This is a genomic window from Photobacterium sp. CCB-ST2H9 (genome assembly GCF_023151555.2).
Lineage (GTDB): Bacteria > Pseudomonadota > Gammaproteobacteria > Enterobacterales > Vibrionaceae > Photobacterium.
Genome location: NZ_CP100425.1, coordinates 279447 through 292218, shown reverse-complemented (window position 1 = coordinate 292218; position 12772 = coordinate 279447). Strand labels below are relative to the sequence as shown.

At 55.8% G+C, this 12772-nt stretch carries 11 protein-coding genes; 3 read left to right on the top strand and 8 right to left on the bottom strand.

What is annotated here, in order from left to right; translation table 11 throughout:
• Window positions 1-12: 12 nt before the first annotated feature.
• From aroK to pilM, 6 genes are all read right to left on the bottom strand, one after another.
• Window positions 13-531: a shikimate kinase AroK gene (gene aroK / locus L4174_RS01250; RefSeq protein ID WP_248144412.1), complete on the bottom strand. Its 519-nt coding sequence runs from the start codon at window positions 529-531 to the stop codon at window positions 13-15.
• Window positions 532-737: 206 nt separating this feature from the next.
• Window positions 738-2051, bottom strand: coding sequence for a type IV pilus secretin PilQ (locus L4174_RS01245; protein ID WP_248144413.1), 1314 nt, complete (start codon window positions 2049-2051; stop codon window positions 738-740).
• A gap of 55 nt (window positions 2052-2106) precedes the next feature.
• Window positions 2107-2535: a pilus assembly protein PilP gene (locus L4174_RS01240; protein WP_248144414.1), complete on the bottom strand. Its 429-nt coding sequence runs from the start codon at window positions 2533-2535 to the stop codon at window positions 2107-2109.
• Window positions 2532-3161: a type 4a pilus biogenesis protein PilO gene (locus tag L4174_RS01235; protein WP_248144415.1), complete on the bottom strand. Its 630-nt coding sequence runs from the start codon at window positions 3159-3161 to the stop codon at window positions 2532-2534. The genes L4174_RS01240 and L4174_RS01235 overlap by 4 nt, the downstream gene beginning before the upstream one ends.
• Window positions 3154-3735: a PilN domain-containing protein gene (locus L4174_RS01230; RefSeq protein ID WP_248144416.1), complete on the bottom strand. Its 582-nt coding sequence runs from the start codon at window positions 3733-3735 to the stop codon at window positions 3154-3156. The genes L4174_RS01235 and L4174_RS01230 overlap by 8 nt, the downstream gene beginning before the upstream one ends.
• A complete protein-coding gene (pilM, locus tag L4174_RS01225; RefSeq protein ID WP_248144417.1) occupies window positions 3729-4676 on the bottom strand; it encodes a type IV pilus biogenesis protein PilM in 948 nt (315 codons plus the stop codon). The genes L4174_RS01230 and pilM overlap by 7 nt, the downstream gene beginning before the upstream one ends.
• Before the next feature lie 144 nt (window positions 4677-4820).
• On the opposite strand from pilM, the gene L4174_RS01220 reads away from it, so the two are divergent.
• The gene (locus L4174_RS01220) at window positions 4821-7370 is read left to right on the top strand and encodes a penicillin-binding protein 1A (protein WP_248144418.1); all 2550 of its coding nucleotides are present in this window, start codon (window positions 4821-4823) and stop codon (window positions 7368-7370) included.
• Between the two features lie 73 nt (window positions 7371-7443).
• Here L4174_RS01220 and oxyR read toward each other — a convergent pair whose 3' ends face one another.
• Window positions 7444-8346, bottom strand: a complete 903-nt coding sequence (gene oxyR, locus L4174_RS01215; RefSeq protein WP_248144419.1) for a DNA-binding transcriptional regulator OxyR — start codon at window positions 8344-8346, stop codon at window positions 7444-7446.
• A 162-nt stretch (window positions 8347-8508) separates the two neighbouring features.
• Here oxyR and L4174_RS01210 point away from each other — a divergent pair, with 162 nt between their 5' ends.
• Window positions 8509-9237 carry a glutathione peroxidase gene (locus tag L4174_RS01210; RefSeq protein WP_248144420.1) on the top strand — a complete coding sequence of 243 codons (729 nt, stop codon included), beginning with the start codon at window positions 8509-8511 and terminating at the stop codon, window positions 9235-9237.
• A gap of 72 nt (window positions 9238-9309) precedes the next feature.
• Window positions 9310-10761, top strand: a complete 1452-nt coding sequence (locus L4174_RS01205) for a dihydrolipoyl dehydrogenase (protein WP_248144421.1) — start codon at window positions 9310-9312, stop codon at window positions 10759-10761.
• Between the two features lie 88 nt (window positions 10762-10849).
• Here L4174_RS01205 and argH read toward each other — a convergent pair whose 3' ends face one another.
• Entirely contained in the window at window positions 10850-12727 is a 1878-nt protein-coding gene (gene argH, locus L4174_RS01200) for an argininosuccinate lyase (RefSeq protein ID WP_248144422.1), read from the bottom strand.
• Between the last annotated feature and the right edge of the window lie 45 nt (window positions 12728-12772).

Sequence of the window (12772 nt, the reverse complement as noted above, 5' to 3'; positions counted from 1 at the left end):
GTGTCCCCGTAGTTAACGCTCTTCCAGCATTTTGATAATTTGATTGGCAACGACCTTTGCACTCTGGTCGTCGGTACGCACGACGTAGTCTGCCACCTCTTCATACAATGGATTACGCTCTTCTGCAAGCGCTTCCAGTACTTCGCGGGGGTTGTCCGTCTGCAGCAGCGGGCGCTTCTTGTCGCGCTGAGTACGTGCCAGCTGTTTCTCAATGGTGGTTTCCAGATACACCACGATACCGCGAGCAGAAAGACGGTTACGGCTCTCTTTGCTTTTCACCGAGCCACCCCCGGTCGCCAGCACAATACCCTGCTCCTGGGTGAGATCATCGATGACCGCTTCTTCACGGGCACGGAATCCCGCCTCGCCTTCTACATCGAAGACCCAGCTGATATCAGCACCAGTCCGTTCTTCGATCACAGAATCTGAGTCCAGAAACTCCATATGTAACTGCTGTGCAAGGTGTCTACCAATGGTGCTTTTACCGGCTCCCATTGGGCCTACCAAGAAAATATTTCGTTTTTCAGCCATGTTTAGCAAATATACGCGCGGTTAAAAAATAGACAAAACCGCCCACAGGCTTTTGATTTACAAGCCCGAGGCGCCAACTTCCTCACATTTCAATCGTGATAAGACCGAAAATTATCTCAGGACTGACAGCTGTTTGGCAATAGCCAGTCGTCCCCAAGGCCGTTATCTCTGTTCCGGGATCGCCCCGGCAACGGCATCCTGCCTGACTAACGCAGGATTTTCGGCGTCACAAAAATGAGTAACTCGCGCCTGCCCTCCCGCTCCAGAGTCTGCCGGAACAGACGGCCCAGCAACGGCATATCCCCCAGCAAAGGGACTTTGCGGACCGACTGACTGGACTGATGCTGAAAAATGCCACCCAGAACAATAGTTTCACCATGGTCCACCAGCACCTGCGTCCCAATCCGCTGTGTATCAATGGCCACCACCTGACCCGTCCCCGTGTTCACGGTTTCTCCCGGTTTGTTCTGGGTGACTTCCAAATCCAGAATCAGCTTATCGTCCGGTGTAATCTGCGGGGTCACCATCAGGCTCAGCACTGCTTTCTTGAATGAGACCGAGACGGCACCGCTGGAAGCTGCCTCCAGGTAGGGGATCTCAGTCCCCTGCTCAATATAGGCCATTTTCTTATTGGTAGTGACCAAACGCGGGCTGGAAATAATTTCAGCTTTCTCTTCGGCCTGCAGTGCAGACAGCTCCAAATCCAACAATTGATCCCCCAGCCGGGCAACCTGAAACGCAATTCGAGCGGCGCCGTGCTGCGCACCAAGATTAACGTTCAGAAAGTCGTTCAGATCCGGTGTCCCGTCGCTGTTCAGTGCTGCCAGATTACTGTCAATTGAGCCGCCGACAGTCACGCTGCCGTTGTTTTCAAGCATCCCCCAGCGTACGCCGAGATCGGCCGTATCTTTCTCATTCATGCTGACAATCCGGGCTTCAATCTGCACCTGCCGGACCGGTTGATCCAATCGATCAATAATCAGCAGCAGACTTTCCAGGCTCTCCGCGACATCTTTCACAATCAGCGCATTGGTTCTGTCGTCCACATGCAAAGCACCTTGTGCAGTGAGTAAACTGGACTGCCCCTCCGAACCGGACAGCAACGCTGCCAGCTCCGTCGCCTTGGCATAGCGAATCGGGATCACCCGGGTCTTCAGTGATGTCTGAGACTCTGCCTGACCAGCAGTTCCGCCAGCCAGCTCAGCTCTGGGCGCAACCATCATCACGTTCCCCTGCCGCCTGTAGGCCAACCCTTTCAGGGTCAGAATACTGTCCATCGCCTGTGACCAGGGAACATCGGTCAGGTGCAGGGTGATATTGCCCTGCACCGCATCGGAAATGACCAGATTATCCTGCCGGTGATCTGCCATCATCTGCAGCAGCTGGCGCACAGGCACATCCTGGAAGTTGAGTGAGATCGTATTTTCTTGGTCGTCTAAATCCGCCGATTGAAGCGGAGTCGCCAGCGCCCCGGCCGACAGACACCAAAACAGAGCCAATAGAATGCAGAGGTGATGCATAATGTGTAAATCTTCCTGATTGATAGAGCTGATAGGAGAAAGGATGAAGCTGCCGTTAAGACTGTCCGTCCGTTAACTGAAGAATGATGTTTCCGGCACAATGTGCATCGCCCGGCCATTCGATCACGGTGTGAGCCGGTGTCACCTCCGCGATCCTGCCCGTGAGGCCAAAAGTCTGCCCCTCCGCCACCCGGTACAGACGGCCGGAGGGATCGCTGAGCACCGCCCACTGCCCCGTACGACCTCGTAAACTGCCGATCATCCGAAACCCCTTCATCTCCGCAGTGCCGGAAAATTGCTCCGAGCAAGCAACAGCTTCAGTTGTCAGGCTTTCCGGACTGGGCGTCACAAACAGCTGTCGCACAGGACGGGCCGAAAACACCGGAGCTTCCTGAAAAGGAATCGCAGACGACAGGGCACTGAGGGTCAGCAAAATCACAGCCGTGAACGCCACGATAAACAAGATGCATTTTCGTGCGGTCATCGCCTATCTCCTGCTGCACCTTCACTGTCCGGAACGCTATTTTCCGGCTGAACCTCTTCCGCCGCCCGGTACAACTGAGCGGTGCCCTGTACCCTGAGCTCGCCCGGCACTTGTTCATCCGGCTGTATCTCTAACTCATCCATGATCAGCAGCCAGGATTTGGCTGCCATCTGCGCGAAAAACTGTCCGACAGCGGCATAACTGCCGCTCAGCTCGAACTGCACCGGCTGCATAGCATACCAATCATACTGCTGATTTTGTTGCCAGTTCAGCCCGTGCAACCGGACACCAGACCGTCTGCTTTCAAGCTCAATATCCCCCAGCACTGTCGTCCATGCTGCCTGTCCGGGCAGGCGCATCGCCTGGTGCCGGTAATCGGTCTGCAGCTGCTGTGTCTGAACCTGCAACTGTGGCAGGCTCCCGGCGATGGTTTGCTGATGGCGTATCTGGCTCCTGAGCACGCTTTCCTGAGCACTCAGCTGCAACTGTTGAGCCTGTAACGGAGACAGCAACCACCATTTCCCCGCGATCACAACTGCCACCATGACCAGCAGGCAGACAACCAGCTGATACCGCAAGGGCCAGTCCGGCAGAGTTTCCAGCGTCAGATCACGCCAGTCAGTCATAGGCCGCCTCCGAATGTACCGGGGCCAGTGTCAGGGTGAATGTGAATCGCTGACTTCCTGACGGCACATGTCGTGGTAAAGGCTGCGCAACCCTGTCGACGGAATGCAGCTGACCGTGACGAAGCCAGTCCGCGCTGCCTGTCCGTGCCAGCAACAGTGACAAAGCGGATGCATCCTGTGTCAGCCCGCGCAGACTGACTTGCGCCTGACGAAGACTCAGCGCTTCCAACTGAACCGCTTCGGGAAAGACATCCGGCAGCGCATTCAGCAGATGGATCAGCCGAAACCGGGCATGATGCCAGTCAGAAAACTGACGCAGCCTTTTGTGGTACAACTCCGACAACGCTTGCTGCTCTGCCACAGCCGCCAGACTGGGTGCCAGCACCGCTGTCTGCTGCCGGAGCTGCGCATACCGGCTTTGCAGTTCCCGGAGCTGCTGGTTTTCGTAAACGTACATCCCTCCCACCACCAGCATGGCCAAGGTAACGAAACTGCCCGACAACCGGACAAAACGGCGTCGGTGTGCCGCCTGTCGCTCAGCCCGCCAAGGCAGCAGATTCACAGCCCTCAGCATGACATTGCCCCCCGGATGGCCAGTGCAACCGGCTTCACCCAGCCGCGGCTTTGTGACGCAGTGATCAGTGCTGTGTCTGACTGATACGGGAATACCTGCTGTGGTGTCAGCAATTGTACCGGCAGCCCGCAAAGTTGCTGCCAGCACCCCCGTTCATCCTCAGTTAATGCAATGCCTGTCAGCCACAGGCTTTCAACATCTTCAAAGACGCCGGACAGGCGCAGCTGACGGGTTACATCCCGGCTCAACTCAGCCTGCGACCCTGCCACAGGAAAGTTTCGATGATAAGGCTGGGGATGCCGAGAGCCGGCCGCCAGATCCCAGCCCGAGTCATGCTGACAAACAATCGCCGATGCAGCGCCGGACGCCCCGCCGGAATTTTGCTCAAGATACCGTAACAGCCACAACAGGGTGCGCGCCTGCAGCTCCATCACTGCCGGACGAAATCCGGCCTCTCTCGCCAGCCGGACTTTCTGCTCCACCGCCGCCGATTTCGCGGCGAAAACCCGGTACATTTCCGTCTCATGACCGGGTGTTTCTGCATCCTGTAAGCGATGAAAGTCGAGGCTGAGCGACTGCGGATCCACAGCCAGCAGATGAGCCAATTGCTGCGCAAGCGCGGATGCCACATCCTGCCCCCAACGCCGTTCCAGCCCGATATCCCGCTGAACGACCTCACTGTCGGGCAGTGACAACACACATGCCCCGGTCCGCTTTGGAAGCAAGGTCCGTAATTGACGCAAGGCTGACAACTGATCTGCCTGGAAAACGCTATCCTGAAGAGGCCCTGTGCCTGACAACTGTCCGGCTTCGTTTTCCAGGGTCAGAGCAACCTCCGCATAAGCAGACAAAGTGAATCGCCCTTTATTTTGCTTGAGCACGACCGCCTTTACACTTTGACGACCGATATCGATTCCGGTCCAAACTGGCTTGTGCAACATAGCGTGGTATGCTCCCCCTGGTAACGACAAGACAAAATTATTCGAATAAACACCTTTGACGGCGTTAAATTTATTTGAGTTATCTTTATACTACTGACTGAAGTAGCGCGGATGGCCGGACGAAGGTGTAACGGGAATTCTCAAGTGAAGTTCATAAAGCGATTATTTATCTTTGCAATTATTTGCATCATTCTTGGAGTCAGTACGATTTTTGGTTTCTATCTTTACGTGAAACCGGATCTCCCTGATGTCGCAACACTTAAAAACGTTGAATTACAAACACCTATGCAGGTGTACAGCGCAGACGGCGAACTGATTTCCCAGTTTGGTGAAAAGCGCCGTATCCCGCTGACAATGGACCAGATCCCGCCGCAGATGATCCATGCGGTGATCGCCACCGAGGACAGCCGCTTTTATGAGCATCCCGGTATTGACCCGATCGGTATCATCCGTGCTGCCGTTGTCGTCGCCGTTTCAGGCTCCGCCAAGCAAGGGGCCAGTACGATCACTCAGCAGCTTGCCCGGAACTTTTTCCTCAGCAATGAGAAAAAGATCATGCGGAAGGTCAAAGAGATTTTCATTGCCGTTCATATCGAGCAATTGCTGACCAAGGATGAAATCCTTGAGCTTTATCTGAATAAAATCTACCTGGGCTACCGTGCTTACGGTGTCGGTGCTGCCGCGCAGGTCTATTTCGGCAAAGACATCAGCCAGCTGACGCTGGGCGAAATCGCTGTCATTGGCGGCCTGCCGAAAGCTCCGTCAACGATGAACCCGCTCTACTCACTGGATCGCGCAACCACCCGTCGTAACGTGGTTCTGAGCCGGATGCTGGACGAAGGCTACATTACCCGTACCGAGTTCGAACAAGCTAAAGCCGAACCGATTATTTCCCGTTACCACGGTGCGGAAATCCAGCTCAACGCCCCTTATTTCGCTGAGCGGGCCCGTGCATGGATGATTGACCGCTACGGCGAGGATGCCTACACCTCGGGCATGAAAGTCTACACCACGGTCAATCCGAAACTTCAGCGTGCCGCACAGCAGGCTTCTGTTCAGAACCTGCTGGATTATGACCAGCGACACGGTTTCCGTGGTGCGGTTGCGACCTTGTGGATGCCGGAGCAGGCCGTCTGGGAAGAAAAGAAAATTCTGGATCATCTGGCGAAACAACCAAGTTACGGAGAGCTGGAACCGGCAGTGGTGGTTGGTGTCGGTCAGAAAGACGCGGAAGTAATCCTGCGTGACGGCCAGCACCAGACACTGAGCTGGGATGGCATGAAGTGGGCCCGCCGCTTTATCACCGATTCCAGTCAGGGTCCGTCGCCAAACGTGGCCGCTGATATTCTGACCCCGGGTCAGCAAATCTGGGTCCAGCAGAAAGGTGAACAATGGGTGCTGAGCCAGGTGCCTGATGCCAACACTGCTTTTGTTGCCATTTCCCCATATAACGGCGCCGTACAGGCCATGGTGGGCGGCTTCAACTTCGTCCACAGCAAGTTTAACCGTGCGACGCAGTCCATCCGTCAGGTCGGCTCCAGCATCAAGCCATTTATCTATTCCGCCGGTCTGGATTCGGGCATGACACTGGCAACCCTGGTCAACGACGCCCCGATCGACAGCCGGGATCACAGCATGGGAACAGCCTGGCGTCCGAAAAACTCACCACCGGTTTATGACGGCTGGACCCGTCTGCGTCGTGGCCTGGCTCAGTCGAAAAACGTGATGGCAGTTCGGGTACTGCAGGATGTCGGCCTGGATGACACCATCAGTTACCTGACCCGCTTTGGCTTTAAGCGTAAAGATCTGCCGCGTGCCGAAGCCATCGCACTGGGTGCAGGCAGCCTGACCCCGCTGGAAATGGTGCAGGGCTTCTCCGTTTTTGCCAACGGCGGTTACTTTGTGGAACCGTATTTCATTGAACGCGTGGAAGATGCCTACGGCAATCTGGTCTATCAGGCCCATCCGAATGTGGTCTGCGATGAAGACTGTCAGCGTAAAGAACAACTGGCCGGCAACCAGATTGCTGCCAGCCGCGCGGTCATGCACGATATCGCCATCAGTGAGGAAGAGCTGGGGCCAACAGGCAGCGCGACCGAAACTGACCAGCAGACCATTCGCCTCGCACCTCAGGTGATCTCTGAGCAGAACGCTTTCCTGGTTCGTGAGATGCTGGAAAGTAACATCTGGGGCGGTGGTGACTGGGCACACAAAACCGGCTGGAACGGTACCGGCTGGCGTGGCCAGGCTCTGAAACGCCGCGATGTCGGCGGGAAAACCGGCACCACCAATGACTCCAAAGATGCCTGGTATACCGGATTCGGTCCCGGTGTTGTTGCAACAGCCTGGGTCGGATTTGATGATCACAGCCGTGAACTGGGCCGCACCAGCTACAACCCGAATCTGGATAAAGACCAGACTGCCGGGGCAGAAGCCGGCGCGAAAACCGCTCAGCCGGCCTGGATTGGCTTTATGGAAAAAGCGCTTGAAGATGTGCCGGAACAACGCAAGCAGCTGCCGCCGCGCATTGTACAGGTCCGTATTGACCGCGATACCGGCAAGCTGACCCGGAAGACCGACTACACCTCCATGTTCGAGTACTTCATTCAGGGCACAGAACCGAAAGACTATGCGGGCGAAGGCGGTACAGACAGCGGCATCTTCGAAGCCGACAGTTCAGATGAGCTGTTCTGATTTCAGCAATACCGACTTCAGTCACTGAACTTCAATTAAAAAGCGCGCCTCAGGCGCGCTTTTTTTCTCTCGATTATCCGTGCTCCAGATGCGGCGTAATACTTTGCCGGATCTGCTCGGCCAACTGCTCGTAACGCCCTTTCAGGGGTGAGCCCGGGCGGTATGCCAACGTAATCAGACGGCTGGGTTCGGGATCGCAGGCCTTGAGGTAACACACCCCGTCCCGCCGGGACGTATTGGGAGTGGCCAGTTTCGGCAGCAGGGTAATTCCGCTCCCGGCTGCCACCATATTCCGCAGTGTTTCCAGACTGGTCGCTTTAAAACTGCCGTCTTCCTTCGCGCCCGCAGCAAAACAAAAGCCCATCGCCTGATCTCGCAGACAATGCCCGTCTCCCAGCATCAGCAGGGTCTGCCCTTTCAGCTCAGACATAGGCAGCTCATGCCGATCCGACCAGGGGTGCGCTTCCGGTACAGCCACCATCATCGGTTCGTGATACAACGCCAGTTCCTTGAAATGCTCGCTTTCCTTCACCGCCGCCAGAATGATGCAGTCCAGCTTGCCTTCTTCCAGCTGTTGCGCCAGCACATGCGTCTGTGCTTCATGCAAGTACAGTTCAAGTTGAGGAAACGCCCGCTTGAGCGCCGGAATAATCAAGGGCAGCAGATAAGGCCCGACCGTCGGAATAAAACCGACATGCAGCGGCCCGGCCATACTCTCCCCCTGCTGACTGGCCATCTCCGACAGCACCTTGACCTCGTGCAGCACTTTTTTCGCCTGGCTGACCAGATTCAGTCCGACATCGGTAAACAGAACTTTGCGGCTGGTGCGTTCCAGCAACGATACCCCCAGCTCAGTCTCCAGTTTACGGATCTGCCCGCTCAGCGTCGGCTGACTGACATAGCAGGCTTCAGCGGCTTTCCTGAAATGCCGGTGCTCAGACAGTGCCACCAGATATTCAAGATCCCGGATGTTCATGCATGCGCTCCCAAAATATTTAATAGAAATAAACGATTAATAAGATAACAGTAAACGATTGGAGCTATCAATCTGTATTTCGGATACTACATCCATCGACAGGGACAACACAAAAAAGTCCCACAGTTATATGAAATGAAAAACTTCCAACAGGAGCGCAATATGTTTACATCAAAAGAAGGCCAGGCCATCCCGCAAGTCACTTTCCCGACCCGTCAGGGCGATCAGTGGGTCAACGTCACTACAGATGAACTGTTTCAGGACAAAACCGTCGTGGTCTTCAGCCTGCCGGGTGCATTTACCCCGACCTGCTCTTCAAGCCACCTGCCACGATACAACGAACTGGCGTCTGTTTTTGCAGAGCATGGTGTAGACGACATTCTGTGTGTGTCCGTCAATGACACCTTCGTGATGAACGCGTGGAAAGCCGATCAGGAAGCAGAAAATATCACGTTCATCCCGGACGGTAACGGTGAGTTCACCAAGGGCATGGACATGCTGGTTGAGAAACACGATCTGGGCTTCGGTGAACGTTCATGGCGCTACAGCATGCTGGTGAAAAACGGCATCGTGACCAAAATGTTTATTGAAAACGACGAACCGGGCGACCCGTTCAAGGTTTCCGACGCCGATACGATGCTGAGCTACATCGCCCCTGACTATCAGTTGCAGGAATCGATCACTGTGTTCACCAAACCAGGCTGTCCATTCTGTGCCAAAGCGAAACAGAATCTGATCGACAAAGGTCTGCAGTTTGAGGAAGTGGTTCTGGGCAAAGATGCCACCAGCGTCAGTCTGCGTGCCATCACTGGCCAGAGCACCGTGCCACAGGTCTTTATCGGCGGTCGTCATATCGGCGGCAGTGAAGCACTGGAAACCTACCTGGGCTAATTCCCGACTCAAGGCAGGGCGACAGCCCTGCCCTCCACCACGCCCTGAACTGAATGTCATTGGAGAAGTAGAATGAAAACCTTGACCGTTGAAGTTGCTGTCATCGGCGGCGGTACGGCTGGCCTGGGAGCTTACCGGGCAGCCAAAGCACATACCGACAGTGTTGTCATGATTGAAGGCGGCCCTTATGGCACCACCTGCGCCCGTGTCGGCTGCATGCCTTCCAAGCTGTTAATTGCCGCTGCCGAAAGTGTGCACAACATTGAAAAAGCACCAGCCTTCGGCATTCATCCTCAGGGTGAGATTCGCATCAACGGCCGAGAAGTGATGGATCGCGTGAAGCGCGAGCGTGACCGCTTTGTCGGCTTCGTGTTGGAAAGCGTGGATGAAATCCCAGCTGAAGATAAAATCAGCGGTTTTGCAAAATTTATCAATGACACCACACTCGAAGTCGACGGCCACACCCGCATCGAAGCCAAGCGGATTGTAATCGCCACCGGCTCCCGTCCTGCCTATCCGGCAGCATGGCATGAGCTGGGTGATCGTCTGGTGATCAATGATGATGTCTTTGACTGGGACGACTTACCGGCATCTGTCGCCGTCTTTGGTCCGGGCGTGATCGGACTGGAACTGGGTCAGGCACTGCACCGCCTCGGCGTTGACGTGAAAATCTTCGGTCTGGGGGGCCAGGTGGGTCCGCTGACTGACGATGAAGTCATGGCGTATGCCAACAAGACTTTCAATGACGAGCTGTACCTGGATGCCGATGTCAAAGTCGAGAGCATGAAGCGGGTTGGCGATGAAGTCGAAATTCAGTTCATCAACCAAACCGGCAAACTGGAGACGCAATACTTCAGCTATGTTCTGGCCGCAACCGGACGTCGCCCGAACGTCGACAAACTGGCGATTGAAAACACCAGTCTGACGCTGGATGAACGCGGGGTGCCTGTGGCCGACCACTTTACGCTGCAGACCTCGGTTGACACGATTTTTATCGCCGGAGATGCCAGCAACCAGCTGCCGCTGCTGCACGAAGCGGCCGATCAGGGCCGGATTGCAGGAGACAATGCAGGTCGTTTCCCGGATATCCGTGCCGGACTGCGCCGCTCGAAGATTTCTGTGGTCTTCACCGAGCCGCAGATCGCCATGGTCGGCGAAAGCCGCCGGGAAATCACTCAGCGTCTGGGGAACTGCGGCTGTTACGAAGTGGGCACTGTATCCTTTGAAAACCAGGGCCGTTCCCGGGTGATGCTGCGCAATCAGGGCATTCTGAATGTCTATGGTGAACACGGCACCGGTCGTTTTCTGGGCGCCGAGATGATTGGCCCGAATGCAGAGCACCTGGCGCACCTACTGAGCTGGGCGCATCAGAATCAGATGACCATCGCGCAGATGCTGGATATGCCGTTCTATCATCCGGTGATTGAAGAAGGTGTCCGGACAGCACTACGGGATCTGAACGCCAAACTGCATCTGGGGCCGGAAATGATCAAACACTGTCTGGACTGCGGTCCGGGCTGTTAATCAGCCTTCGATGATAAACGGGAAAGCAAAAGCGCCGGGTAACCGGCGCTTTTTTATTGGGAAAACCAGATTGGGATAAACCAGAAAATCAGGCAACGTTCACACTGGGAATCACATGCTGTTGATCCAGCCGCACTTCCAGTGCCACTTCGTCACAGGCATGCTGACGCGGACACATATCGCAGTCTTTCATGACTTTCTCCGGCAGCAGGGTTTTCGAGGTCGGAATAAAGTCCTGCTTCATGAAGAACTCCGGCACACGAGTCAGCACAAACACGCGCTTAATCGCCATCTGACCGGCTTTTTCCAGCAGATGCTGCACCAGTGCCTTACCCTGCCCCTGATGCTGCCAGCCCGCTTCAATGCCCAGAGAGCGAATTTCCGCCAGACCCGAGTCATAGACATAAAGCGATGCACAACCAGTCACGATCCCCTGAGTCTCGGCAACAGCAAATGAGCCGATATCTCGCACCAGTTCGTTCCGCGGACGCGGCAGGTTCTCGCCCAGTCCGGCCCAGTAAGCTACCATTCCTTCAATCGCATCCAAATCGGTCAGACGGGCACCCCGCACTTTCACACCCGGCGCATGACGTTTTGACAGCCGTTTTTCAGCCTGAGCGATCGCATGATCCACCTGATTCGGCGCAACCCCGCCAAGGGCACAGCGTTTCTCCAGACAGGATTCAATGGTCAGAATTGGATAGACATCTGCGTCGATCTCCGGTGAGAAAGCCTGCATTTCGGCCAGTGACAACTCCTCCAGCGCACAGCCCTTCTCAATGGCAGCCACCACGGCCACCCCGACGATATGGTGCGCTTCACGGAACGGAATCCCTTTCGCCACCAGATAATCGGCCAGCTCGGTCGCATTGGAGTAGCCCTGCATTGCCGCTTCCAGCGTCCGGTCTTTATTGACCTTGATACCATCAAAGCACAGCGCCGCCATTTCCATACATTCATGCCAGGTGTCGAGCGCGTCAAACAACCCTTCTTTGTCTTCCTGCATGTCTTTGTTGTACGCCAGCGGCAGGGCCTTGACCGTCATCATCATCCCGGCCAGCGAACCGTAGACACGGCCGCACTTACCCCGGATCAGCTCCAACGCATCCGGGTTCTTTTTCTGCGGCATCAGGGAAGAGCCCGACGTCACGGTATCGGCCAGTTCAATGAAATTCGACTCACCGGAGTTATAAAAAATCATATCTTCCGCGAGACGAGACAGATGAAGCATGGAAATCGACGCCGTCGACAGCAGTTCCATCACATGGTCCCGGTCCGAAACTGAATCCAGGCTGTTGCGAGTCGCCCGGTGAAAACCCAGGCTGTGTGCCAGCGCTTCCCGGTCAATCGGATAAGCCGTACCGGCCAGCGCACCCGAGCCGAGCGGACAGGTGTCCAGCCGGTGCAGTGCGTCACTCAGACGCGAGTGGTCCCGCTCGAACATCTCGACATACGCCAGACACCAGTGGGCAAAAGTCACCGGCTGCGCACGCTGCAGGTGGGTATAGCCCGGCAGCACCGTGGTCTGATGCTCACGGGCAACCGTTGTCAGCTGACTCTGCAGATGATCCAGCATCATCAGCAACTGGTGTCCCTGCTGACGGCACCACAGCTTGAGGTCGGTCGCCACCTGATCGTTCCGGGAACGGCCGGTATGCAATTTCTTGCCCAGATCACCCACCCGGTGGATCAGCTGTTGCTCCACCCAGCTGTGAATGTCTTCAGCGTCGGACTGGAGAATCTGTTGCGGATCCTCCATCACCGCCAGCTTCAGCTCATTCAGAGCCAGTTCCAGCTTCTGCTGTTCCGCCTCGGTCAGTACCCCGACCTGACGCAGCGCTTTCGACCAGGCCACCGAGCCAACGATGTCCTGCTCCGCCAGGCGGTAATCAAATCGCAGGGAATCATTGAACTGCTTGAACCGAGTATCTGCTGCCTGACTAAAACGTCCGCCCCATAGTGCCATGGTACTTCTCCTTTCCGGTACGACCGACTTTGCTCACATATCTTG

Bases quoted from the DNA above. Each gene is read 5' to 3' on its own strand.
- oxyR (WP_248144419.1), bottom strand. From the start codon at position 8,346: ATGAACATCCGGGATCTTGAATATCTGGTGGCACTGTCTGAGCACCGG.
- argH (WP_248144422.1), bottom strand. From the start codon at position 12,727: ATGGCACTATGGGGCGGACGTTTTAGTCAGGCAGCAGATACTCGGTTC.
- pilM (WP_248144417.1), bottom strand. From the start codon at position 4,676: ATGTTGCACAAGCCAGTTTGGACCGGAATCGATATCGGTCGTCAAAGT.
- L4174_RS01210 (WP_248144420.1), top strand. From the start codon at position 8,509: ATGTTTACATCAAAAGAAGGCCAGGCCATCCCGCAAGTCACTTTCCCG.
- L4174_RS01205 (WP_248144421.1), top strand. From the start codon at position 9,310: ATGAAAACCTTGACCGTTGAAGTTGCTGTCATCGGCGGCGGTACGGCT.
- L4174_RS01240 (WP_248144414.1), bottom strand. From the start codon at position 2,535: ATGACCGCACGAAAATGCATCTTGTTTATCGTGGCGTTCACGGCTGTG.
- L4174_RS01230 (WP_248144416.1), bottom strand. From the start codon at position 3,735: ATGCTGAGGGCTGTGAATCTGCTGCCTTGGCGGGCTGAGCGACAGGCG.
- aroK (WP_248144412.1), bottom strand. From the start codon at position 531: ATGGCTGAAAAACGAAATATTTTCTTGGTAGGCCCAATGGGAGCCGGT.
- L4174_RS01235 (WP_248144415.1), bottom strand. From the start codon at position 3,161: ATGACTGACTGGCGTGATCTGACGCTGGAAACTCTGCCGGACTGGCCC.
- L4174_RS01245 (WP_248144413.1), bottom strand. From the start codon at position 2,051: ATGCATCACCTCTGCATTCTATTGGCTCTGTTTTGGTGTCTGTCGGCC.